Below are 21422 nucleotides of genomic sequence, written 5' to 3'. Positions count from 1 at the left end.
GCATGGCACGAGGCGTCGTACCAGCGACAGGATCGCGGACTATGGAACACCTGCTGTGGTACGACGCCCCGGCGACCGACTGGGAACGCGAGGCGCTGCCGATCGGGAACGGCCGGATCGGCGCGATGGTCTTCGGCGGGGTCGCCGCCGAGCGCGTCCAGTTCACCGAGAAGACGCTCTGGACCGGGGGACCAGGGCACCTCGGCTACGACCACGGCGACTGGCGCGAACCCCGGCCCGGCGCGCTAGAAGAGGTGCGGCGGCGGATCGACGAAGAGGGCTTCCTGCCCAAGGCGACCGTCACCGAACTGCTCGGGCAGCCCAAGACCGGCTTCGGCAACTTCCAGAACTACGGCGACCTGATCATCGAGTTCCCGACGTTGAACGCCGTCCCGACCTTGAACACCATCCCGACGTTGACTGACAGCGTCCAGGACTACCGCCGCACCCTCGACATCTCCGACGCCCTCGCCGGCGTCGCCTTCGAAGCCGACGGCGTGCGCCACCGCCGCGAATACTTCGTCAGCCACCCGGCCGGCGTCCTCGTCGGCAGGCTGGCCGTCGACCGGCCCGGTGCCCTCGACTGCGTCCTGCGCTACGAACCCGGCATCGACGCGGCCCACGTCACCACCGAGGACGCCACGATCGTCATCCACGGCGCCCTGCCCGACAACGGCCTACGCCACGCCGCCCGGATCAAGGTGATCCCGGAAGGCGGCCGCCTCACCGCGCACGAAGGCCGCCTCACCGTCGAAGGCGCCGACCAGATCGTCGTCGTCCTGGCCGCCGCGACCGACTACGGCGCCGCCTATCCCGCCTACCGCAACGGAATTGACCCGTCCGGTCCGGTCGCCGACGCCGTCGCCAAAGCCGCGGCCACCGCCTACGAAGACCTGCACGCCGCGCACGTCGCCGACCACAGCGCCCTGTTCGACCGCGTCGTCCTGGACCTCGGCGGCACCCTGCCGGACGACGTCCCCACCGACCGCCTCCTGGCCGCCTACGGCACGCCGGACTCGACCCCGGACGCCGACCGCGCCCTGGAACAGCTGTTCTTCGACCACGGCCGCTACCTGCTCATCGCCTCCTCCCGCCCCGGGAACCTCCTGCCCGCGAACCTGCAGGGCGTCTGGAACGCCTCGCCGACGCCGCCGTGGTCCGCCGACTACCACGTCAACATCAACCTGCAGATGAACTACTGGCTGGCCGAACCCTGCGCGCTGGGGGAGTGCGCCGAGCCGCTGTTCGACTTCATCGAGGCTCTGCGCGCGCCGGGCCGGGTCTCGGCGCGCACCATGTTCGGCACCGAAGGCTGGGTGGTCCACAACGAGACGAACCCGTTCGGCTTCACCGGCGTGCACGACTGGCCGGAGTCGTTCTGGTTCCCCGAGGCCGCAGCCTGGCTGTGCCTGCACCTGTGGGAGCACTACCAGTTCACGATGGACGAGGACTTCCTGCGGGAGCGCGCTTATCCGGCGATGCTGGAGGCCGCCGAGTTCTGGCTCGCGAACCTGCGCCGCGATCCCCGCGACGGCAAGCTGGTCGTGAACCCCAGCTTCTCCCCGGAGCAGGGCGAGTACACGGCCGGCGCGGCGATGGCGCAGCAGATCGTGCACGGGCTGCTCGACACCACGGTCGGCCTCGCCGGCGTGTACGAGCCCGATACGGATCGTTTCGACCGTCTCAACGCCGCCTGCGAAGACCTGGATCCCGGGCTGCGCGTCGGCTCCTGGGGTCAGTTGCAGGAATGGAAGGAAGACCTCGACGATCCAGAGAACCAGCACCGCCACGTCTCGCAGATGTACGCGCTGCACCCGGGCCAGGACATCGACGGGCTCTGGGACGAGGACCTGGTCCCCGCGGCCCGCACCGTGTTGAACGCCCGAGGCGACGGCGGGACCGGGTGGTCGAAGGCCTGGAAGGTCAACTTCTGGGCCCGGCTGTGGGACGGCGACCACGCCCACAGACTGCTCGCCGAGCAGCTGCGTGGCAGCACCCTGCCGAACTTGTTCGACACGCACCCGCCGTTCCAGATCGACGGCAACTTCGGCGCCGCCGCGGGCATCGCCGAGATGCTGCTGCAGAGCCATCTCGGCGAGATCCGGATCCTGCCCGCGCTGCCTGCCGCCTGGCCGGTCGGGGCGGTGACCGGCCTGCGGGCCCGCGGCGCGGTCCGCGTCGACATCGCCTGGGCTGATGGGCAGGTCACCGAGGTCTCGCTGACCTCGGATCGGCACCAGGTCCTTCAGATCCGCTGCCGGTTGTTCAAGGGGCTGATGCGCTTCCAGGCCGAGGCCGGCCGCACCTACACGTGGAAAGAAGAGATCTAGGTATTGTGCGTCGTGGCGCGTCGCGCCAGGGTGTCAGCCATGTGGAGACCCCTGGTTCTGGCCGCAGCCGCGGCCATGTTCGTCGCCGGCACGCTCGCGGGCACCGCCGCGGCCGCCGCGCCGACGCTGGAGATCAACTATCAGAACCCGGTGACGGCGCTGCCGCCGATCGCGCGGCCGGACACCCCGAGCTGTACGGTCACGGCGATGCAGCACGACTTCGCCAACAGCTACGGCCAGCCCTTCGTCGGCACCCTGACGCCGCCGGCGAACTGTCCCGGGCCGTGGTCGAAGGTGGTGCTGGACTGGTCCGGCAACGCCGCCGGGCGGCAGTACGACCGGCTGGCGGGGGTGTGGATCGGCGGCTCGGAGGTGTTCCGGACCAGCACGCCCGAGCCGGATCCGGCGGGCATCAGCTGGCATGTGGACCAGGACATCTCGGCGTTCATCCCGCTGCTGCGGACGCCGCAGCCGGTGGTGGTTGACCTGGGGAACATCGTGAACAGCACATACACCGCGACCTATCACATGACGATGACCGTGACGTACTACCAGGCCGACAAGCACAACCCGCAGGCCGCGCACAGCGATGTCGTGGTGCCGATCTCGCAGAGCACGTCGGCGGCCGGCTGGTACAGCCTGACCAAGGGCCAGACCGCGAGCGCCACGGTGACGCTGCCGCGGAACACCGAGAGCGCCGATCTGCAGCTGTACGCGCGCGGCGGCGGCTGTGAGGAGTTCTGGTACTCGAACGTGCCGGACTTCTACGCCGCGTCGCATTCCAGCGAGGGGCTGTGCGGCGGTGGGACGTACCGCGAGGTGCAGGTCCTGGTCGACGGCAAGGCGGCCGGGACCGCGCAGCCGTTCCCGGTGATCTACACCGGGGGTGTCAGCCCGCTGATGTGGCGGCCGATCCCGAGCATCGACGCGTTCCGGACCCAGCCGTACGACCTGGACCTGACACCGTTCGCCGGGGTCCTGGCCGACGGCAAGCCGCACACCGTGACCCTGGTGCCGCCCTCGGACATCAGCGACACGTGGCTGATGGACGGCAGCCTGTTCGTGAACGTGGACGCCGGCTCGACGCAGACCTCCGGCGCGGTCACGCAGGACACGATCACGCCGTCTCCGGACGTGAACTACACGGTCGCGACGCAGTCCGACGGCAGCGACCTGATCACCGCGGCGGTGACGCGGGACTGGACGGTCGCCGGCTACGTCGACACCTCGCACGGCCGGATCACCACGAGCGTGGTGCGGCACAGCGCGTACTCGAACTCCGACGACGTCGCGCAGGCCGGGTCGGTGCAGACCGTGAAGCAGCGGGACTCCGGCTGGACCCAGACCACCACCGGTCGCGGACCGGGGCTGGGGAACCGGCAGGTGCGGAACGACAGCTGGTCGTACCCGATCGACATGACCAGTACCTACGTCCCGGGTGCGAACTCGGACTCGTACACCGTCGACGGGCAGGTCAGCGTCACGCGCCAGCTGACCAGCACGGAGACCGACCACGGCGACGCGTGGAAGCCGATCTCAGCGGTCGACGACCATGTGCAGGCCAAGGGCGGTTTGCAGCGTGTGAACGGGGTCGTGACCGCGGCGGACGGCTCGGACTCCGAGCTGTACGTCGGCGCAGACCGGTCCGGGTGCTACGGGCACTACATCGCCGCCGACCACGGCTATGTGACGCAGGACTTCCAGACGGGGTGCTTCGGCAAGTAGGCGAGTAACCGGGAGCTCAGGCTCTCGAAACGAGATCAGATCGTGGGGTCGAGGGCGGGCTAAGGCCTGGCCTCGGCCCCACGATCTGTATCCGTCCTTTCGTCTTGACATGCAGCCATCTGGCTGCCTAAATTAAAGGCAGCCGAAAGGCTGCATATCGAAGCTCGGCGGACCGGAGGTGTGGGCGGGCATGGACGACGCGCTCGACGACGTGTTCAAGGCGCTGGCCGACCCGAGTCGGCGTGCGCTGCTCGACACGCTCAACGCCCGCAACGGGCAGACGCTGCGTGAGCTCTGCGCCGGCCTGGAGATGGCCAGGCAGTCCGTCAGCAAGCACCTCACGGTGCTGGAGGAGGCCGGGCTGGTGACCACCGTGTGGCGGGGCCGCGAGAAGTTGCACTACCTCAACGCCGCGCCCGTGCACGAGATCGCCCACCGCTGGATCAGCCGCTTCGACCAGGCCAGGGTCCAAGCCCTGGCGGACCTGAAACTCGCCCTGGAGGAGACCCCGATGGACGCCCCGACTTTCGTCTACACCACCTACATCCGCACCACTCCGCAGAAGCTCTGGCAGGCCCTGACCGAGCCCGCCTTCACCCAGCGCTACTGGTCCACGGAGTTCACCACCGACTGGCAGGTCGGCTCGCCGATGACCTGGGACAACCACGGCGTGGTGATCGCCGACCCGGAGCAGGTCGTGCTGGAGGCGGACCCCTACAGCAAGCTCTCCTACACCTGGCACTCCGTCACCCCGGAGCTGGCCAAGCGCTTCGACTGGGACGACGAGACGCTGGCCAAGCTCTCCGGCGAGGCCCGCTCGAAGGTCACGTTCACCATCGACGAGGAGGCCGGCCAGGTCGTGAAGCTGACCGTCGTGCACGACGGCTTCGAGCCGGGCTCGAAGTTCGCCGAGATGGTCAGCCACGGCTGGCCGGCCGTGGTGGCGAGCCTGAAGTCGCTGCTGGAGACCGGCGAGCCGCTGTCGGAGGAGAACTGAAGCTACCAGCGGGTAACATGTCAGGGGCGATCACTACGATCGCCCCTGATACCTGTCCGCCGCACATCCGCCCAGCGCCACCGCACGCTGCTCACGCCCCAACAAGGAGACGACCATGGTCTTCTCGGTCCCCGTCACCGTCCGAGGCTACGAACTCGACACCCAGGGCCACCTCAACCAGGCCGTCTACCTCCAGTACTCCGAGCACGCGCGCTGGGAACTGCTCCGCGCGGCCGGCATCCAGCAGAACGACCTGATCGCCGGCGGCATCGGCCCGGTCGTGGTCGAGATGAACGTCAGGTTCCTGCGCGAACTGCGCGGCGGCGAGGAGGTGGACGTCACCTGCGAGCTCGCCTGGGCCGAGGGCAAGGTCTTCCAGTTCAAGCAGCAGGTCCTGAAGAAGGACGGCACGGTCTGCGCCGACATCGTGGTGGTCGGCGGGATCCTGGACCTGCAGGCGCGCAAGCTCGTGCCGAACCCGGCTGAGCGGCTGGCGGCGGTGGCGAGCGATCCGGCTCTGTTGGGGATCTGAGGGGTCCGGGCTTCGCCCGGTTCGCCGTCCGGTTTGTCGTCCAACCACTCACAAGTCGGACCTTCACCAGATCGGTTGATCGGCGGTCGCTGGGCGTTTCGCCCGGTGACAGGTGGTCGTTTCTCCGGACGAGCGGCACGTGATCGGTGCCGCCGCTACACAGGAGGAAGTACCAGTGCTGAAGACCAAGAAGATCGCCGCGCTTGTCGCCGCCACCGGCGGTCTGGTGATGGCCGGGGCCGGCATGGCCAGCGCCGACGCCACCGCCCACGGCTCCGCCCAGGACTCCCCGGGCATCGCCTCGGGCAACAACATCCAGGTTCCGGTGGAGGTGCCCGTGAACGCCTGCGGCCTCACCGTGAGCGTCATCGGTCTCCTGAACCCGGCTTTCGGCAACACCTGCGTCAACGGCTGACACTCAGCGCGGCGCGCGCGGTGGGCGGCTCCGAGGATCCCTGGCGGGTTCTCGGGGCCGCCCCTTTTTGTGCGCCGACGACCAGCTCCGCGCGGGGTTGCCCCCGGGGTGCCGGTATTCACTCGTACGAACGATTCCGGGTTTAGTCCGAAAAACCTCCCGCAATCCGCCTCGTTAGCCGGATAGGTCTATCGGCTCGTCTGAAGTAACGACAGACGGAACAAGGCAGGGGCTTTCATGCAATCGCAAGTGAAGCGGCGGATCGTTTTCGGGCTCACCACCGGCGGGCTGCTCGCCACCGGCGGCGCCGGGTTCGCGCACGCGGAGGCGTCGAGCGCCGGCTCCGGCGACTCCGGCACCACCACCGCCGGCTCCCCGGGCATCCTCTCGGGCAACACCATCCAGATCCCGGTGGACATCCCGATCAACGTCTGCGGCGTGACGGCGAACGTGATCGGCCTGCTCAACCCGGCGGCCGGCAACCACTGCTCGAACGACGGCGGCGCCACCGCGGGCGGCGCGACGGCCGGCGGCAGCGGCGGCGCCACGGCCGCCGGCAGTTCGGTCGGCTCGCCCGGGATCCTGTCCGGGAACACCATCCAGGCGCCGGTGCACATCCCGGTCAACGTCTGCGGCGACTCGGTGAACGTGGTCGGCGTCGGCAACGGTGCCAAGGACAACCACTGCCACAACGGCGGCGGCGCGACGACCGGCGGCAGCGGCGGGGCCACGGCGACCGGCAGCTCGGTGGGCTCGCCCGGGATCCTCTCGGGCAACACCGTCCAGGTCCCCGTCGACGTCCCGGTCAACCTCTGCGGCGACACCGTCAACGTGGTCGGTGTCGGCAACGGTGCCAAGGGCAATCACTGCCACAACAGCGGCGGCTCCGGCTCCACCGGCGGCGCGACCGCCACCGGCAGCTCGGTCGGCTCGCCCGGCATCCTGTCCGGGAACACGGTCCAGCTGCCGATCTCCGTGCCGGTCAACGCCTGCGGCGACTCGGTGAACGTGGTCGGCGTCGGCAACGACGCCGACGGCAACGCGTGCGCGAACAACACGCCGTCCACGCCCCCCACCACGACCACCCCGCCGCCGACCACCAGCACCCCCGGCGGTTGGGTCGCCCCGCACACCACCGGCGCCGAGGCCGGCGGCGCGGTCCCGGCGGCCCCGGCCACCGGCATGCTCGCGCACACCGGCGCGGACGCCCTGATGCTGGCGCCGATCGGCGCGGCGCTGATGGGCGGCGGCACGCTCATGTACCGCAAGTTCAAGCCGGCCCGCTCGCGCTAGGTTCCGGTCACACCGGGGTTCCGGTCGATACCTGCCGACATCCGCCGACAAGCGTCGCTGGATATCGGCAGGTATAAAGAGGTAAGTAGCGCGTGCGGGGCTCGGGTCCTCAGGGATCCGGGCCCCGTCCTCGCCGCGTTCCCGCGCTTTTCATCGCCTTCTCAGCGGGAAGCTGCACAGTGCTGCTGTGTCTTGGGAATACAAGTACCAAGCGCGAGCACTGACCGGGTGACAGGGAGAAGCGAAGCGATGAGGACCGGCTGGATCGAACTCGCCGCCATTCCGGCGGTGCTGCTGGTCGTGTATCTCCTGCGCACCAACACCTGGGCCAGCCACCACGTGCGCAGCGTTTGGAACTGGCTGAAGGCCTGGGCGAAGCTGGCGCCGTTCACCACCGTGCTCTCGCTGCTGGTCGCGGTGCACGCCTGGATGCTGATCGGGCTGTCCCCGCGGCTGCGCAACGCCGTCCTGCTCACGCACTCCACCACGCTGGCCCACCTCAAGCAGGAGCCGCTGACCGTGCTGTTCGGCTCGGCCATGTGGACCGACGTCAGTGAGCTGCTGTTCCTGGCCCTGACCGCCTTCATCTACCTGGCGCCGCTGGAGCGCTGGATCGGCACCTGGCGCACTCTGCTGGCGTTCCTGGCCGGCCACATCGGCGCCACGATCCTGATCGCGTTGTGGATCGAGGAGACGGTCGTCCTCACCCCGGAGCAGGACCGGGTCTACTCCCGCACCATCGATGTCGGCATCAGCTACGGCGCCTACGCCTGCGCCGCGCTGCTGGCCTACCGGCTGCGTTGGCCGTTCCGGCTCTCGGCGTGGTCTCTCATGCTGGCCTACCTGCTCTACCAGGCCTCGCTGAAGGACTTCGACGCCACCGTCGACTACACCCCGCTCGGGCACCTGGTCGCCTTCGGCATCGGGCTGGCGCTGTACCCGCTGACCAGGACCGACCGGGCCCGGGAGCGAAGGCACGATCCGTGGATCAAGATCCCCCGGCCGACCTCGGAGTTTCCCGCAGCGGAGCCGACGTCCGATAATGAGCCCACGAGCCTGGCGCGGTGACCCCGTGAAGCCGGGCGTGTGACAACGACGTCCGCCCCCGAACCGCGAGGGATGCGCCATGCCCGCAGCCGTTCCCCTGACCGACCCGACGACTCCCGCCGACCTGGCCGCGCTGAACGAGATCCAGCAGCGCGTCCTGTGGCTGGCCACCCGGATCGTCGACGCCGCCAACCACGACCGCGCCACCGGCGACGGGGTCAAGGTCGGCGGCCACCAGGCCTCCTCGGCCTCCCTGGTCACCGCGATGACCGCGCTCTACTTCCGCTACTTGGGCCCGGACGACAAGGTCTCGGTCAAGCCGCACGCCTCCCCGGTCTTCCACGCCATCCAGTACCTGCTCGGCGAACTGGACGCCTCCTACCTCACCAAGCTGCGCGCCTTCGGCGGCCTGCAGTCCTACCCGAGCCGCACCAAGGACCCCGACCGCGTCGACTTCTCCACCGGCTCGGTGGGCCTGGGCCCGGCCGCGCCGCTGTTCGCCGCCGCCGCGCGCCGCTACGTCGACGCGCACTTCGGCGCCCGGCCCCGCTCCCGCTTCGTGGCCCTGCTCGGCGACGCCGAACTGGACGAGGGCAACGTCTGGGAGGCCATCGCCGACCCGGCCTGCGCGGGCCTGGGCGAGGTCATGTGGATCGTCGACTTCAACCGGCAGTCCCTGGACCGCGTGGTCCCCGGCATCCGCGAGGGCCAGCTGCGCCTGCAGTTCGAGGCCGCGGGCTGGCACGTCGTCGAGGTCAAGTACGGCCGCCGGTTGCAGGCGGTCTTCGACCGGCCCGGCGGCGGCGCGCTGAAGGCGTGGATCGACGCCATGCCGAATGAGCGCTACCAGTCGCTGTTCGGCCTGGACGGCGCGCGCCTGCGCTCGGCGTTCCTGGAAGGCGCCCCGCCCGAGGTCGCCCCGCTGATCGCGGTGGTCCCCGACGACGACCTCGGCGCCCTGCTCACCGACCTCGGCGGCCACGACCTGACCGCGATGCTCGACGCCTACGCCGAATGCGACGCGGTCACCGACCGGCCGAGCGTGGTCTTCGCCTACACGGTGAAGGGTTGGGGCCTGCCGATCGCCGGCAACCCCCGCAACCACTCCGCGCTGCTGAGCACCGAGCAGATCGCGGTCCTGCGCGCGGCCCAGGGCCTGACCGAGGCCACCGAGTGGGACCGCCTGCCCCCGGACACCGCCGCCGGCCGTCTGGCCGCGGCCCGCGCCGAGCGGCTGAAGCGCCCGCTGCCCACCGCGCACCCGGCGATCCCGGTCCCGACCCAGGTCGAGACGCGCTCCCCGGCCAAGCCGACCTCCACCCAGGAGGCCTTCGGCCGTCTGGTGTCCGGCCTGGCCCGCACCCCGGAGGTGGCGCGGCATCTGGTGACCACGGCGCCGGACGTGGCGACCTCGACGAACCTGGCCGGGTTCATCAACAAGTTCGGCGTCTTCGCCCCCGCCGAGGTGCAGAACTACACCGCCGCCGACTCCCCGGTGCGCTGGACCGAGTCCCCGTCCGGGCAGCACATCGAGCTGGGCATCTCCGAGATGAACCTGTTCCTGCTGCTGGGCCAGCTCGGCCTGGCCTGGGACCTGTCGGACCAGCCGCTGCTGCCGATCGGGACGGTGTACGACCCCTTCGTCTGCCGCGGCCTGGACGCCTTCATCTACGGGACCTACTCCGGCGCGCGCTTCCTGATCGCCGGCACGCCCTCCGGCGTCACCCTGGCCCCCGAAGGCGGCGCGCACCAGTCCACGATCACCGCCTCGATCGGCCTGGAGCTGCCGAACGTGGTGTTCTCAGAGCCCGCCTACACCCGCACGCTGGACTGGGTGCTGTGCGACGCGCTGGCCCGGATGGGCCGCGGCGAGGCCGGCTCCTCGGCCTACCTGCGGCTCACCACCCGCCCGATCGACCAGGCCCCGTTCGAGGCCGCGCTGGCCCGGGTGGGGGAGGAGCGGCTGCGCGAGCAGGTGCTGGCCGGCGGCTACCGCCTGCACATCGCCGCCGAGCTGGAGTCCGCCGGCGCGCCTGTGGTGCACCTGGCGGCCTCCGGCGCGGTCCTGCCGGAGGTGCTGGAGGCCGCCGCCGAGCTGGCCTCCGAGGGCGTCGCGGCGCACGTCGTCGACGTGACCAGCCTGGACCGGCTGTACACCGGCTGGCGGCGCGCGCTGCAGCAGGACTACCGCAGTGCCACCGGCCCGCGCCGGCCGTCGGTGCTCAAGGAGCTGTTCCCGGGGCGCGCGCCGATCGTCACCGTGCACGACGCCGCCTCGCACGCGATGGCCTGGCTCGGCTCGGCGGTCGGGGTGCCGGCGGTGCCGCTGGGCGTGGACACCTTCGGCCAGTCCGGGACCGTCGCGGACCTGTACGCGCAGCACGACCTGGTGCCCGGCGCGATCGTCAACGCGGCGCTGGCTGCGCTCGCGCTGTGATCAGCTGAATCTGCTGGTTCCCGTGGGCCGTCGAGGGATCTTCCTCGGCGGCCCACAGTGTCAGTGACAGGTGGATGCGGATCACGATGCTGACCCACACCATCAGGCCGACGAAGTCGATGACGATGCCGTAGGGGTTGGACGCGGTGTGGCGGACGATCTCCTGCGCGGCGGCGGACAGGACGGCGGTGCACAGGCCGGTCGCGGCGGCGCTGAGCCACAGGTCTTTGGTGGGCGGGGCGCCGCCGAGGCGTCGGCACAGCTGGTGGCTGATGACGGTGAACAGCGCCGTGCCCAGAGCGAGTAGCACGAGGGAGGCGACGAGTGTCGTCAGTGTCTGCCAGCTCGCGCCGGAGTGGTGCCAGCGCACGCGCAGACGGCCCCAGCTCATACCGGAGACGGCGAAGCCCAGGAACATCAAGGGGATCGCGGCCAGGGCGGCGACGGTGTCGCGGACGCCGCGGCGCCACGGGACCGGGTCGTCCTCGGCGCCCCAGATGGTGCGTTGGGCCCGGGCGAGGGTGTTCATCCAGGCCCAGGCTCCGTACAGGACGCCCATCGTGCCGATGATCGAGGTGGTGGCGGTGAGCAGGGCGTGGGCCTGGGCGTTGAACAGGGAGCTGACGTCCTGGACCGGGATGCCGATGGTCTTGGCGAGGTTCTGGTCGGCGTTCCTGTATCGGTGGGGGTGGCGCTGGGCCAGCCAGGCCAGGCCGAGGTAGCCGAGGACGAGGACCGGCAGGAGCGACAGGGTGCTGTAGTAGACGACGGCGCTGGCCGCGTCGCGCATGTCGATGCGGTAGTAGCGGGAGTAGGCGGCGAGGGCTCGGCCGGTGTGGGGGGCTTTGCGCAGCGCGCTTTGGGCGTCGCGGATCTTCCGACGCGGGCCTTCTTTGAGGAGTTGTGCGGGCACGCAGGTCAGGAAACTGTATGCGGTGGCCCTTCCAGGTGCGACACGCCGTTGGGTAATCTGACGTACCGTCAGATAGGAGCGCCGATGTTCCGGACCGAGCCGGCTTTGCCGGAGCAGGAGTGGCAGCTGCGGTTGGAGGTCGGCGACTCGCCTGATGGGGTCGCCACCCTTGTCCTGGACCGCCCGGAGAAGTTGAACGCCTGGAGCTGGGAGGCGTCGCGGCAGTTGGCGCGTTTGGCGTCCCGGATCCGGTTCGACGACCGCATCAGGGTTCTGGTGGTTCGCGGCTCCGGCCGGGCTTTCTGCGCCGGTGTGGACCTCGGGCTGCCCGAGGACCGCATCACCGGCCGCTCGGACGCCGAACGTGCCCGGAACTTCGCTGAGGGCCTGCGCTGGGTGCACGAGCAGTTCCGGGCGTTCGCGACGCTGCCGCAGCCGATCGTGGCGGCGGTGCACGGCTACTGCCTCGGCTTCGGCTTCGAACTGGCGCTGATGTGCGACATCCGTCTGGCCGCCGCCGACGCGGTGTTCGCGCTGCCCGAGGCCACGATCGGCGTGGCGGTCGACGCCGGCGGCGAGATGCGGCTGGCCCGCGACGCCGGCAGCGGCTGGGCAAAGCTGCTGGCGCTGACCGGACGGCGCGTCGACGCGGCGACGGCGGCCCGGATCGGCGTGGTGCAGGACGTGCTCGCGCCCGAGGAGCTGCTGCCGGCGGCTTACGCGCTGGCGGGCGAGATCGCGGCGAACGCGCCGCTGGCGGTGCAGGCCATCAAGCGGTCGGTGGACGCGTTCGCGGATCGCGGGCTCGCCGAGGCGATGGGGCAGGCGGCGCTGCTGGCGGCGACGACGTTCGTGTCGCAGGACGCGCCGGTGGGGTACGCGGCTAAGGCGGCTCGGCGGGCGGCGGAGTTCGAGGGGAAATGAGGGGTTCGGCCAGGCACGTCGCCGTGGGTCGGTGTCAGGGTGGATCGCTTCGCAACCGCTGTGGTTGTGGTCGGCGTCCTCCCGGCATGTCCACTCCTAAGACTGTCGTGGCCTTCCACGCACACCCCGACGACGAGGCGCTGCTCACCGGTGGAACGTTGGCGCGCCTCGCCGCCGAGGGGCATCGCACGGTCATCGTCGTGGCCTGCGACGGCGCGATGGGCGACGCCACCGAGCCCGGCGCGCTGGTGCGGCTCGACGAGCTGCGGGCCAGCGCGCGGGTGCTCGGGGTGGCGCGCGTGCACCACCTCGGCTACGCCGACAGCGGCCACGGCGCGATTCTCTACCCGGACCCTCCGGACCGGCCGCGGTTCATGCGCGCGCCGGTCGACGAGGCGGCGAGGCGGTTGGCCGCCGTCATCGAGGAGGAGCACGCCGATCTACTCCTCAGCTATGACGCCGCCGGCGGCTACGGCCATCGCGATCACGTGCGGGTGCACGAGGTCGGGGCGCGTGCCGCCGAGCTGACCGGCGTGCGCGTGCTGGAGGCGACCGTGCCGCGCGAGCCGGCGGTGCGGTTGGGGAAGGCGTTGCAGGCTGTGAGGGTCCTGCGACGCTACGACTTCTCGGACGCCAGCTGGTTCGGCAGCCCGCGTGCGGCGATCACGCACCGGTACGACGTGCGGCGCTACGCCGGGGCGAAGCAGGCGGCGCTCGCTGAGCACCGGACGCAGCTGGGGAAGGGCCGGGGCGGGCTGTTCCACCGCATGCTGGTCCGCATGCCGACGCCTCTGTTCGCCGCGTTGCTCGGCCGCCGTGAATGGTACGTCGAACCGCGCCGCGACTGAGTGTTGTGTTTGCCTCTGTCTACTTAAGGAGCTCCCCATGTACCCCGGCCTCCCCGAACCGCCCCCGCCCGGCACCGCGATGCTCCCGCCGGGCGCGTTCGCCGGCGTCACGGTGTTCATCACCGGCGGCGGCACGGGCCTGGGCCGGGCGATGGCGGCGGAGTTCGCCCGCTGCGGCGCCGCGGTCGGGATAGCCAGCCGCGACGCCGGGCACCGGGAGCGGGGCGTCGCGGAGGTGCGGTCGGCGGGCGGCGAGGCGGTCGGCGTGCCCTGCGACGTCCGCGACCCCGAGGCGATCCGCGCCGCGTTCGATACCGTCGAGGAGGCGCTCGGGCCGGTGACGGTGCTGGTCAACAACGCCGCCGCCAACTTCCCGATCGCCGCCGCCGACCTGTCGCCGAACGGCTGGCGAGCCGTGACCGCCATCGTCCTGGACGGCACCTTCCTATGCTCGCAGGAACTCCACCGCCGCTGCACATCCCGCCAAAGCCCCGGCGCCATCCTCAACATCCTGGCAACCCAAGCCTTCACCGGCGGCCCCGGCATGTCCCACGCCGCCGCGGCCAAAGCAGCCGTCGGCAACCTGACCAAGTCACTGGCCGTCGAATGGGCCCCCGACGGCATCCGCGTGAACGCCCTGGCCCCAGGCCTGTTCCCACACGACGACATGCGCGAAGACCTCAAGGCCCTCCGCCCCTCGCCCGACACCGACGCCACCCGCCAACCAGCCCTCCGCACCGGCCGCCGCCACGAACTCGGCTGGGCGGCGACCTACCTGTGCTCCCCCTTCGCCGCCTTCCTCACCGGGCACACCCTGGTCATCGACGGCGCCAACCACCTCCGCCGCGACTTCGTGATGCCGCCGCACACCCCGATCCGCGAGCAGCTGCCGCCGCGTGGGTAGCGGGCCGCGGCGCACACTTCGGCCGACCGCACGACACGCCGCAGCAAACTCCCGCCCGCGACGATCCGGGACTAGCTGGCGACGCACACCACGCTGGCTGGCTGCCTCGCTGCTTGTCGGTTCACTGCGCCGGTTGGCTTGGCCAAGCTTCCCGCCCGCGACGATCCGGGACTAGCTAGCGCCGCACGCCGTGCTGGCTGTGCGCACCGCGAGCTCGCCCTACGTCGCGCCGGCCTCGCCGCCTGGCTGCCTCGCTGCTTGCCGGTTCACTGCGCCGGTTGGCCCCGCCAAGTTTCCGGCACCGCCGCTCCTGCATGCCGCATGCTTGGCTGGCTTCGCTGCACACCGTGCCAGCCTCGCCGCCTGCTGGTCCGCTGTGCCGAGTGCGATCAGCCTGGCCGAGCTTTCCGTTGCGCCAGCTCGGTACCTGCTTGGCCGGCCTCGCCGTCTGCCTCGCCGCGCGCCCGGCCTCCTCGGCCGGTAAGTTGCGCATGTGCAACCGAGCGAGCAGGCAGCGGCCGCGCCGAATCTGGGCGTCCTCGACCGCGAGCTGTGTGACTGTCGGGCGTGTCCGCGGCTGGTCGCGTGGCGGGAGGAGGTCGGGCGTGTCAAGCGCAAGTCCTTCGCCGACGAGACGTACTGGGCGCGTCCCATTCCTGGTTTCGGGCCCGCCGACGCTCGTCTGCTCATCGTCGGGCTCGCGCCGGCGGCGCATGGCGGTAATCGGACTGGTCGCATGTTCACCGGTGATCGGTCCGGGGACATCCTCGTTGAGGCGCTCCACGCTCTCGGCCTCGCGAACCAGCCGACCTCGGTCGCCGCCGACGATGGGCTGGAGCTGCGCGGCGTACGCTTCACCGCCCCGGTGCACTGTGCGCCGCCGGACAACAAGCCGACGCCCGGCGAGCGCGATACGTGTCGGCCGTGGTTGGTGCGCGAGCTGGAGCTCATGCGGCCGAGTGTGCGGGCGATGGTGGTGCTCGGTGCGTTCGGGTGGCAGGCGTTGTTTCCGGCGATCGCCGCCGCCGGCTGCTGGCACGTCCCGAAGCCCCGCCCCGCCTTCGGGCACGGCACCCGCGTCGAGCTCGGCGCGGCCGACGGCGGCGCCGGCCTGGCGATCCACGGCTGCTACCACGTCAGCCAGCAGAACACCTTCACCGGACGCCTCACCCCGCAGATGCTGCGTGACGTGATCGGGGCCGCGGCCTCGGAGGCGGGTTTGTGACCGGGTCACCGGGACGCGATGCGATCAAGGCGCCGCGTCCAAAGCCTCCAGTCCGCTGGCCTGCGTCCGCCAGTCGCTGACGTTCGGGTTCGAACTCGACCCCTGCCCCGACCACCGCTCCCCGATCTGATTGAGCGAGTTGCGGTCCGAAGCCCACAGCGAACCTGTCTGAGCCTGAATGAACGAGCTGTAAGCGCCCCCGACCGAGCTGTCGCTGTTCAGCTGCCCCAGGAACCGCATGAAGATCCCCTTGAACTGCTTCTGATTGTCATCACAGGTCGCGTTCAACGCATCGCACGACTCCGTGAGCAGCCCGTTCGACACCAGCGTCGGCGAGTTCACCGCCGAGTCCGCCAGGTACCGCGCCTCGCTCAGGTCGCCGCCGTCCCCGGTGGCCCGGTACATCTCCTGCGCCGCCCCGATGGCCAGCCCCTGGTTGTACGTCCAGACCGTCTGCCCGTTGTTCGCACACGAACTCGTCAGCCCGTCGTTCACCAGCCCCGAACCGTTGATCAGCCCGCTGGACCGGAACCAGTTCCATGCCGTCGTCGCCTGCGCCAGCCACGCCGTGTCGCCCGGAATCCGGTTGTGCAGCGCGGCGGTCAGGTCCACATACAGCGCGTTCGTCACAGAGTTCTTATACGTCTTCTGTGTGTTCCACCAGACGCCGCCCCCGCAGCTGCTCGTATCCCACAGGGTACTGACATAGTTCATGATGGTGACGGCCTCGTTGAGATACGTCTGGTTCCCCGTGAGGTCATAGGCGTCGATCCACGCCGACGCCCACCACTCCGTGTCGTCCGTGGCCTGGCTGATGAAATCGCCCTGGATGGCGTCCGAACTCCGCGCCCCCGCCGGGAACGCCACCTTGTTGACCTGGAACGTCCGATCGACGATCCACTGATACGACGTGTCCCCCGAAGCCCGCGTGTAGTCGATCACCGAGGTCAGTGCCACCGCCGAGTTCCACCAGCTCGACGGCCACCACGCGTCGTACGGATCGTAGGACCACATCAGCGCGTCGGCGGCGGCGCGCGTCGGCACGGCGTCGGCGCGCGCCCACGACGTACAGCTCCCGTTCTGGCCGGTCACCGCACGCCCGCAGGCCCGCACCGCGCCGCCGTAGAGCTTGCCGAGCGGGTCGTCGATGTTGATCTCAACAGTCTGAGTCCCGGTCGCACCGGCGGGCGTGCTCACCCGGCCCTTACTCGACCCGTCCGGCCAGCTCGCTCCGCCGTCCCAAGACCGGTCCATCCAGACCTCGTCCCCGGCCGCGCCGCCCGAGATCGACGCCCAGGCCATGCCCCCGGAGTCGACGTGCAGCGAGATGTCGCGGCCGGACAGCGTGGTGTCCGGCACCGGCGAGGTGTTCCCGGTCGAACTCCCCGAGCTGATGCCGTCACACCGCGCCGCGCACACCTGCAGGTGAACCCAGTTGGTGCACACCACGCCGTTCGCGTCACCGCAGGCGCGCACGACCGCGCGCCGGTGGTTCGACGGGTCGGACATGTTGTACATCAGGGTTCGAGTACCGGTCCACGTGCTCGGGATCCAGGCCTTGCCCAGCAGGCCGTCCCAGCTGCTGCCGGCGTCCCAGGACCGGTCGATCCAGACCGAGTCGTTCAGCTGCCCGTTGTCGATGCTGGCCCAGGCCATCCCGTCGACGTCGTCCACGTGCAGCTCGACCACGCGGCCGTTCACGTACACGTTCGGCGTCGGGAACGTCTCCTGCTGGGCCAGCGACGGATCGCGGGTGTCGCAGTACAGCGCGCACACGGTGGTCGCCGCGCCGGCCCGTGTCGGCGCTCCGAGCAACAGCGGTGCCATCGCCGTGACCAGGGCAGTGAGGAGAATCAGGATCCTGCGCATGACGAGCACCTCCTGGAAAGCCGGACTGGAACGGGGCCGAGCGCGAGCGGTGAATCAGGACTGCGCGAAAGTGAACCAGTGCACGTTCACGAAGTCGGCCGGCTGGCCGCTGGAGAACGTCAGGTAGACGGTGTGCACGCCGGTGACCTTGCTGATGTTGGCAGGCACCGTCTCCCATGACTGCCAGCCACCGGTGTTACCGAGGGCGAAGCTGCCGATCGGCGCGGCCGTCGGGCTGTCCAGCGCGACCTGAACCAGGCCACTGACACCGGACGCGGCACCGGAGGCGACCCGCGCCTTGAACTGCGTCGCGCCGGCGCTGCCGAAGTCGACGTTCGAGTACGCGAGCCAGTCGCCGTTGGCGATCCAGCCGACGTCCTGGCCGCCGCCGGAGTCCGACGTGGCCTCGTTCTGCGTGCCGTTGTGCGAGCTGTAGCTCACGGCCTGGATCGTCGAGTACGCGCTGACGCTGCCGCCGCCCCCGCCGCTGGAGGAGCTGGAGGACTGGCTCGGGCTCGGCCCGCCGCCGGGGCCGGTCGCGGTGCCGCCGCCGACCGCGACGGTCAGCAACGTCGGGTTGCCGTCGGACACGGCGCCGGACTGGTCGGCGCCGCCGTTCGGGGCGACGTCGTCGTACGGGAAGCCGTAGCCGCGGCCGTCCAGGCTGGCCGCGTGCGCGATCCGCGAGTAGTGGTTGGTTATCGCGTTCTTGTAGTAGTTCGCCGGGTTCTCGCCGTCGGGTTGGTTGGCGTCGGTCAGCAGGGTGCTGCGATTGAACGCGGCGCTGATCCGGGCGGTCAGCGGGCCCATCGCGCCGGCGGTGTTGGCGAACGGGCCGGTGCTGCAGCTGAAGATGTCGGCGGCCGAGGGCTGGCCGAAGCTTCCCAGGCCGGGGAAGGTCAGCTGCCCGCCGGAGACCTGGCCGGTCACGCTGCCCCAGGAGGCCTGGGTGTCAACGGTCAGCGTCTGGTTCGAGTACTGCGACCAGACCTGGTCGACGTAGGGCTGGTAGTACCCGGAGAACAGCGCGCTGTTGATCACGATGCCGTTGTTCGGGCTCAGCGCGCGCAGGTTGGCGCCGCCGGACTTGACGACCAACTGGTCCCAGCCGGCGCCGTCCGAGGCGTGCTGGGCGATCAGGTTCGAGCAGACGGTGTCCAGGCCGTTGGTCGGCAGGCCGCTGACGGTCTGCGTCGCGCCGGAGGCGTTCGTCAGGGCCAGCGAGATCGGCAGCGAGACGAAGTCGACGTAGCTGATGTTGGCGAACATCTGCGAGGAGTTGTAGGTGAACTCGCAGAAGTCCCACTTGATATTGATGTTCGGGTCCGACTGGTTGCTCACCGACGGCTCGACCAGGCCCGGGCCCGGGTTGAGCAGGAAGGTCAGCGGGGCGCCGACGGAGAACCAGATCCGGCCGCCGGCGATGTGCGGGATGGTGATCGTGGTGGTGCTGCCCGGCGCGCCGAGCGCGATCGCGCAGTTGGCGCCCAGGGGGCTGCCGGGGGAGCCCGGCGAGGACGGGTAGTAGACCGTGTGCCCGTCGGACTCCAGCAGCATCAGGGCGTTGTTGTTGTCGATCGCCTGGCCGGTGACGTAGGCGTAGACCTGGTTCGAGGTCGTGGTGTTCTGCAGGGCGATCTGCAGGGTGGGGGTGGTCGCCGAGGCCCGGAAGGCCAGTGCGCCGGTGCCCAGACCGAGCGCGGTGCCGCCGAGCGCGACGGCGGAGGACAGCAGTTTTCTGCGATTCATCATGGGGCGCTCCTCGGGAGCGGTCTGCACCGATTGTGGGGAGGTGCATGGGGTGGGGGCCGGAAACGTTTACGACAAGCGGGTCGCCTCAGAGTATGGAAACCCGGCAGTCTGCCGTCAATGTCCTGGGACCCCATGGATTCGTAAAGATCGAACATCGATCTGCAAAACAGAGCACTTATTGACGGAAAGCAACCCCCGCCGTACCGTGCCGTTCGGACGCTTACCCACACCCTCGGGGTGTCCAGCCACGCGTGCCGTCGACCGGCCGTGTGGTTGTAAGGCTACGTGTATCCCCGTCCCCAGGGAGCATCGCCCATGCGTTCATCCCCACCTGCCCGCCCCGCCGACCGGGGCGCCGTGCCGCACGCGCGCCTCTGGCACCGCCTCGCGATGTCGATCGGCGCGGTCGTGGTCCTCATCCTCGGCGTCCTCACCACCGGCCCCGGCGCCGCCCGGGCCGCGGGTTCGCAAGAACCCTGCGACATCTACGCCTCCGCGGGAACCCCGTGCGTGGCCGCACATAGCACGGTCCGGGCGCTTTACACGTCCTACAACGGGCCGCTCTACCAGGTCCGACGCGCCTCCGACGGTGCGACCACGGACGTCGGCGTGATCTCGGCCGGCGGTTATGCGAACGCTGATTCGCAGGACGTCTTCTGCGTGCAGACCGCCTGCACCATCAACAAGGTCTACGACCAGTCGCCGCAGCACAACGACCTCACGATCGAGGGCGGCGGCGGTGCGGCCCCGAATCCGGACGTCGCGGCGAACGCCAACGCCGCGCACATCGTCGTCAACGGCTCCAAGGCCTACGGTCTGTATGTCGGGCCCGGCGTCGGCTACCGGGACGACAACACCAGGGCGGTACCCGTCGGCGGTCAGCCTCAGGGTGCGTACATGGTCGCCAGCGGCACGCACGTCAACAACGGCTGCTGCTTCGACTACGGCAACGCCGAGACCAACAACCAGGACACCGGCAACGGCCACATGGAGTCGGTCTACATAGGCACCGCGTGCGGGCAGAGCCCATGCGCCGGCAGCGGTCCGTGGGTTCAGGGCGACCTGGAGAACGGGCTCTACACCGGTGCGGGCAGCAACCTCGGGAACACCGGCAACAACAGCGAGTTCGTCACCGGGATGGTGAAGAGCAACAACCAGTCGACGTTCGAGGTCGAAGGCGGGAACTCGCAATCCGGCGGGCTGAGTACCTGGTACAACGGCTCACTGCCACCGAACGGCTACACGCCGATGTCGCTGGAAGGCGCGATCGTCCTCGGCACCGGCGGGGACAACAGCAACAGCGACATGGGCACGTTCTTCGAGGGCGTGATGACCGCCGGCGTGCCCAGCGACGCCGCTGACGCCGCCGTCCAGGCCAACATCGTCGCGCAGAACTACAGCGGCAACAGCGGCGGCCATCCGCAGTCCTCCGGCGGCACCATCACCCTGCCCGGCGGCCAGTGCGTGGACGTGCTCGGCGACGACGACGGCCGCGACCTCACCCAGGTCAACCTCTGGAGCTGCCAGCCGAACGCCATCGACCAGCACTGGACGCACAACTCCGACGGCTCGCTGGAGACCCTGGGGCGCTGCCTGGACATCGACGGCGACGGCACCGCGGTCGGCACCAAGGTGGAGCTGTGGGACTGCAACGGCGTCGGCGGCCAGAAGTGGATCCAGCAGGGCAACGGCTCGCTGCTGAACCCGCAATCAGGGCTCTGCCTCGACGACCCGAGCGCCAACACCTCCAACGGCACCCAGCTGCAGATCTACACCTGCAACAACACCCCCGCGCAGCAGTTCTCGGTCAACGGCGGCGGCACCGTCAACGGCCCCGGCAGCCAGTGCGTGGACGTCGCCGGCGACGACAACGGCGGCAACCTCACGCACGTCCAGCTGTGGGACTGCCAGCCCTACGCCGCCGACCAGCACTGGCACCACAACGCGAACGGCTCGCTGGAGACCCTGGGCCGCTGCCTGGACATCGACGGCAACGGCACCGCGGTCGGCACGAAGGTCGAGCTGTACGACTGCAACGGCGTCGGCGGCCAGGTCTGGCAGCAGCAGTCCGACGGCTCGCTGTTCAACCCGCAGTCGGGCCTGTGCCTCGACGACCCGGGGGACAACACGGCGAGCGGGACGCAGCTGCAGATCTACACCTGCAACCAGTCCGCGGCGCAGAAGTTCTCGCTTGAGTAGGAGTTAGAGCAG

At 70.2% G+C, this 21422-nt stretch carries 16 protein-coding genes; 13 read left to right on the top strand and 3 right to left on the bottom strand.

Annotation, left to right across the window (positions count from 1 at the left end):
- The first annotated feature begins 41 nt into the window (after positions 1 to 41).
- The 8 genes from ABH935_RS30350 to ABH935_RS30315 all read left to right on the top strand — a co-directional run bounded on the left by ABH935_RS30350 (position 42) and on the right by ABH935_RS30315 (position 10776).
- The gene (locus ABH935_RS30350; protein WP_370381363.1) at positions 42 to 2330 is read left to right on the top strand and encodes a glycoside hydrolase N-terminal domain-containing protein; all 2289 of its coding nucleotides are present in this window, start codon (positions 42 to 44) and stop codon (positions 2328 to 2330) included.
- Between the two features lie 39 nt (positions 2331 to 2369).
- Positions 2370 to 4055 carry a peptide-N4-asparagine amidase gene (locus tag ABH935_RS30345; RefSeq protein WP_370381362.1) on the top strand — a complete coding sequence of 562 codons (1686 nt, stop codon included), beginning with the start codon at positions 2370 to 2372 and terminating at the stop codon, positions 4053 to 4055.
- A gap of 190 nt (positions 4056 to 4245) precedes the next feature.
- Positions 4246 to 5052 carry an ArsR/SmtB family transcription factor gene (locus ABH935_RS30340; RefSeq protein WP_370381361.1) on the top strand — a complete coding sequence of 269 codons (807 nt, stop codon included), beginning with the start codon at positions 4246 to 4248 and terminating at the stop codon, positions 5050 to 5052.
- 115 nt (positions 5053 to 5167) lie between these two features.
- Complete coding sequence (locus tag ABH935_RS30335; RefSeq protein WP_370381360.1) at positions 5168 to 5584, top strand: acyl-CoA thioesterase; 417 nt, start codon at positions 5168 to 5170, stop codon at positions 5582 to 5584.
- Positions 5585 to 5813: 229 nt separating this feature from the next.
- Complete coding sequence (locus ABH935_RS30330) at positions 5814 to 5999, top strand: chaplin (RefSeq protein WP_370381431.1); 186 nt, start codon at positions 5814 to 5816, stop codon at positions 5997 to 5999.
- A gap of 237 nt (positions 6000 to 6236) precedes the next feature.
- A complete protein-coding gene (locus ABH935_RS30325) occupies positions 6237 to 7292 on the top strand; it encodes a chaplin (protein WP_370381359.1) in 1056 nt (351 codons plus the stop codon).
- 249 nt (positions 7293 to 7541) lie between these two features.
- Positions 7542 to 8360 (top strand): rhomboid-like protein, encoded by an 819-nt coding sequence (locus ABH935_RS30320; protein ID WP_370381358.1) that lies wholly within the window; start codon positions 7542 to 7544, stop codon positions 8358 to 8360.
- Positions 8361 to 8418: 58 nt separating this feature from the next.
- Positions 8419 to 10776 (top strand): pyruvate dehydrogenase, encoded by a 2358-nt coding sequence (locus ABH935_RS30315; protein WP_370381357.1) that lies wholly within the window; start codon positions 8419 to 8421, stop codon positions 10774 to 10776.
- Here the strand turns inward: ABH935_RS30315 and ABH935_RS30310 are convergent.
- Positions 10745 to 11689, bottom strand: coding sequence for a YhjD/YihY/BrkB family envelope integrity protein (locus ABH935_RS30310; RefSeq protein ID WP_370381356.1), 945 nt, complete (start codon positions 11687 to 11689; stop codon positions 10745 to 10747). The two genes, ABH935_RS30315 and ABH935_RS30310, sit on opposite strands and share 32 nt — an antisense overlap.
- Positions 11690 to 11773: 84 nt before the next feature.
- Between ABH935_RS30310 and ABH935_RS30305 the strand changes: the two genes are divergently transcribed.
- The 4 genes from ABH935_RS30305 to ABH935_RS30290 all read left to right on the top strand — a co-directional run bounded on the left by ABH935_RS30305 (position 11774) and on the right by ABH935_RS30290 (position 15590).
- Positions 11774 to 12613, top strand: a complete 840-nt coding sequence (locus tag ABH935_RS30305; RefSeq protein WP_370381355.1) for an enoyl-CoA hydratase/isomerase family protein — start codon at positions 11774 to 11776, stop codon at positions 12611 to 12613.
- An 86-nt stretch (positions 12614 to 12699) separates the two neighbouring features.
- Positions 12700 to 13461: a PIG-L deacetylase family protein gene (locus ABH935_RS30300; RefSeq protein ID WP_370381354.1), complete on the top strand. Its 762-nt coding sequence runs from the start codon at positions 12700 to 12702 to the stop codon at positions 13459 to 13461.
- Between the two features lie 37 nt (positions 13462 to 13498).
- A complete protein-coding gene (locus tag ABH935_RS30295) occupies positions 13499 to 14365 on the top strand; it encodes an SDR family oxidoreductase (RefSeq protein ID WP_370381353.1) in 867 nt (288 codons plus the stop codon).
- A 493-nt stretch (positions 14366 to 14858) separates the two neighbouring features.
- Positions 14859 to 15590 (top strand): uracil-DNA glycosylase, encoded by a 732-nt coding sequence (locus ABH935_RS30290; protein ID WP_370381352.1) that lies wholly within the window; start codon positions 14859 to 14861, stop codon positions 15588 to 15590.
- 24 nt (positions 15591 to 15614) lie between these two features.
- On the opposite strand, the gene ABH935_RS30285 is transcribed toward ABH935_RS30290, so the two are convergent.
- Both ABH935_RS30285 and ABH935_RS30280 read right to left on the bottom strand, forming a co-directional pair.
- A complete protein-coding gene (locus ABH935_RS30285; protein ID WP_370381351.1) occupies positions 15615 to 17459 on the bottom strand; it encodes a glycoside hydrolase family 76 protein in 1845 nt (614 codons plus the stop codon).
- A 54-nt stretch (positions 17460 to 17513) separates the two neighbouring features.
- Positions 17514 to 19211, bottom strand: a complete 1698-nt coding sequence (locus ABH935_RS30280; protein ID WP_370381350.1) for a beta-1,3-glucanase family protein — start codon at positions 19209 to 19211, stop codon at positions 17514 to 17516.
- A 315-nt stretch (positions 19212 to 19526) separates the two neighbouring features.
- Here ABH935_RS30280 and ABH935_RS30275 point away from each other — a divergent pair, with 315 nt between their 5' ends.
- The gene (locus ABH935_RS30275) at positions 19527 to 21410 is read left to right on the top strand and encodes an arabinofuranosidase catalytic domain-containing protein (RefSeq protein ID WP_370381349.1); all 1884 of its coding nucleotides are present in this window, start codon (positions 19527 to 19529) and stop codon (positions 21408 to 21410) included.
- Positions 21411 to 21422: the final 12 nt, after the last annotated feature.

Origin of the sequence: Catenulispora sp. GAS73, assembly GCF_041262085.1 — a bacterium.
Classification (GTDB): Bacteria; Actinomycetota; Actinomycetes; order Streptomycetales; family Catenulisporaceae; genus Catenulispora.
The sequence above is the reverse complement of the archived record's forward strand: the minus strand, read 5'-3'. Positions and strand labels throughout refer to the sequence as shown.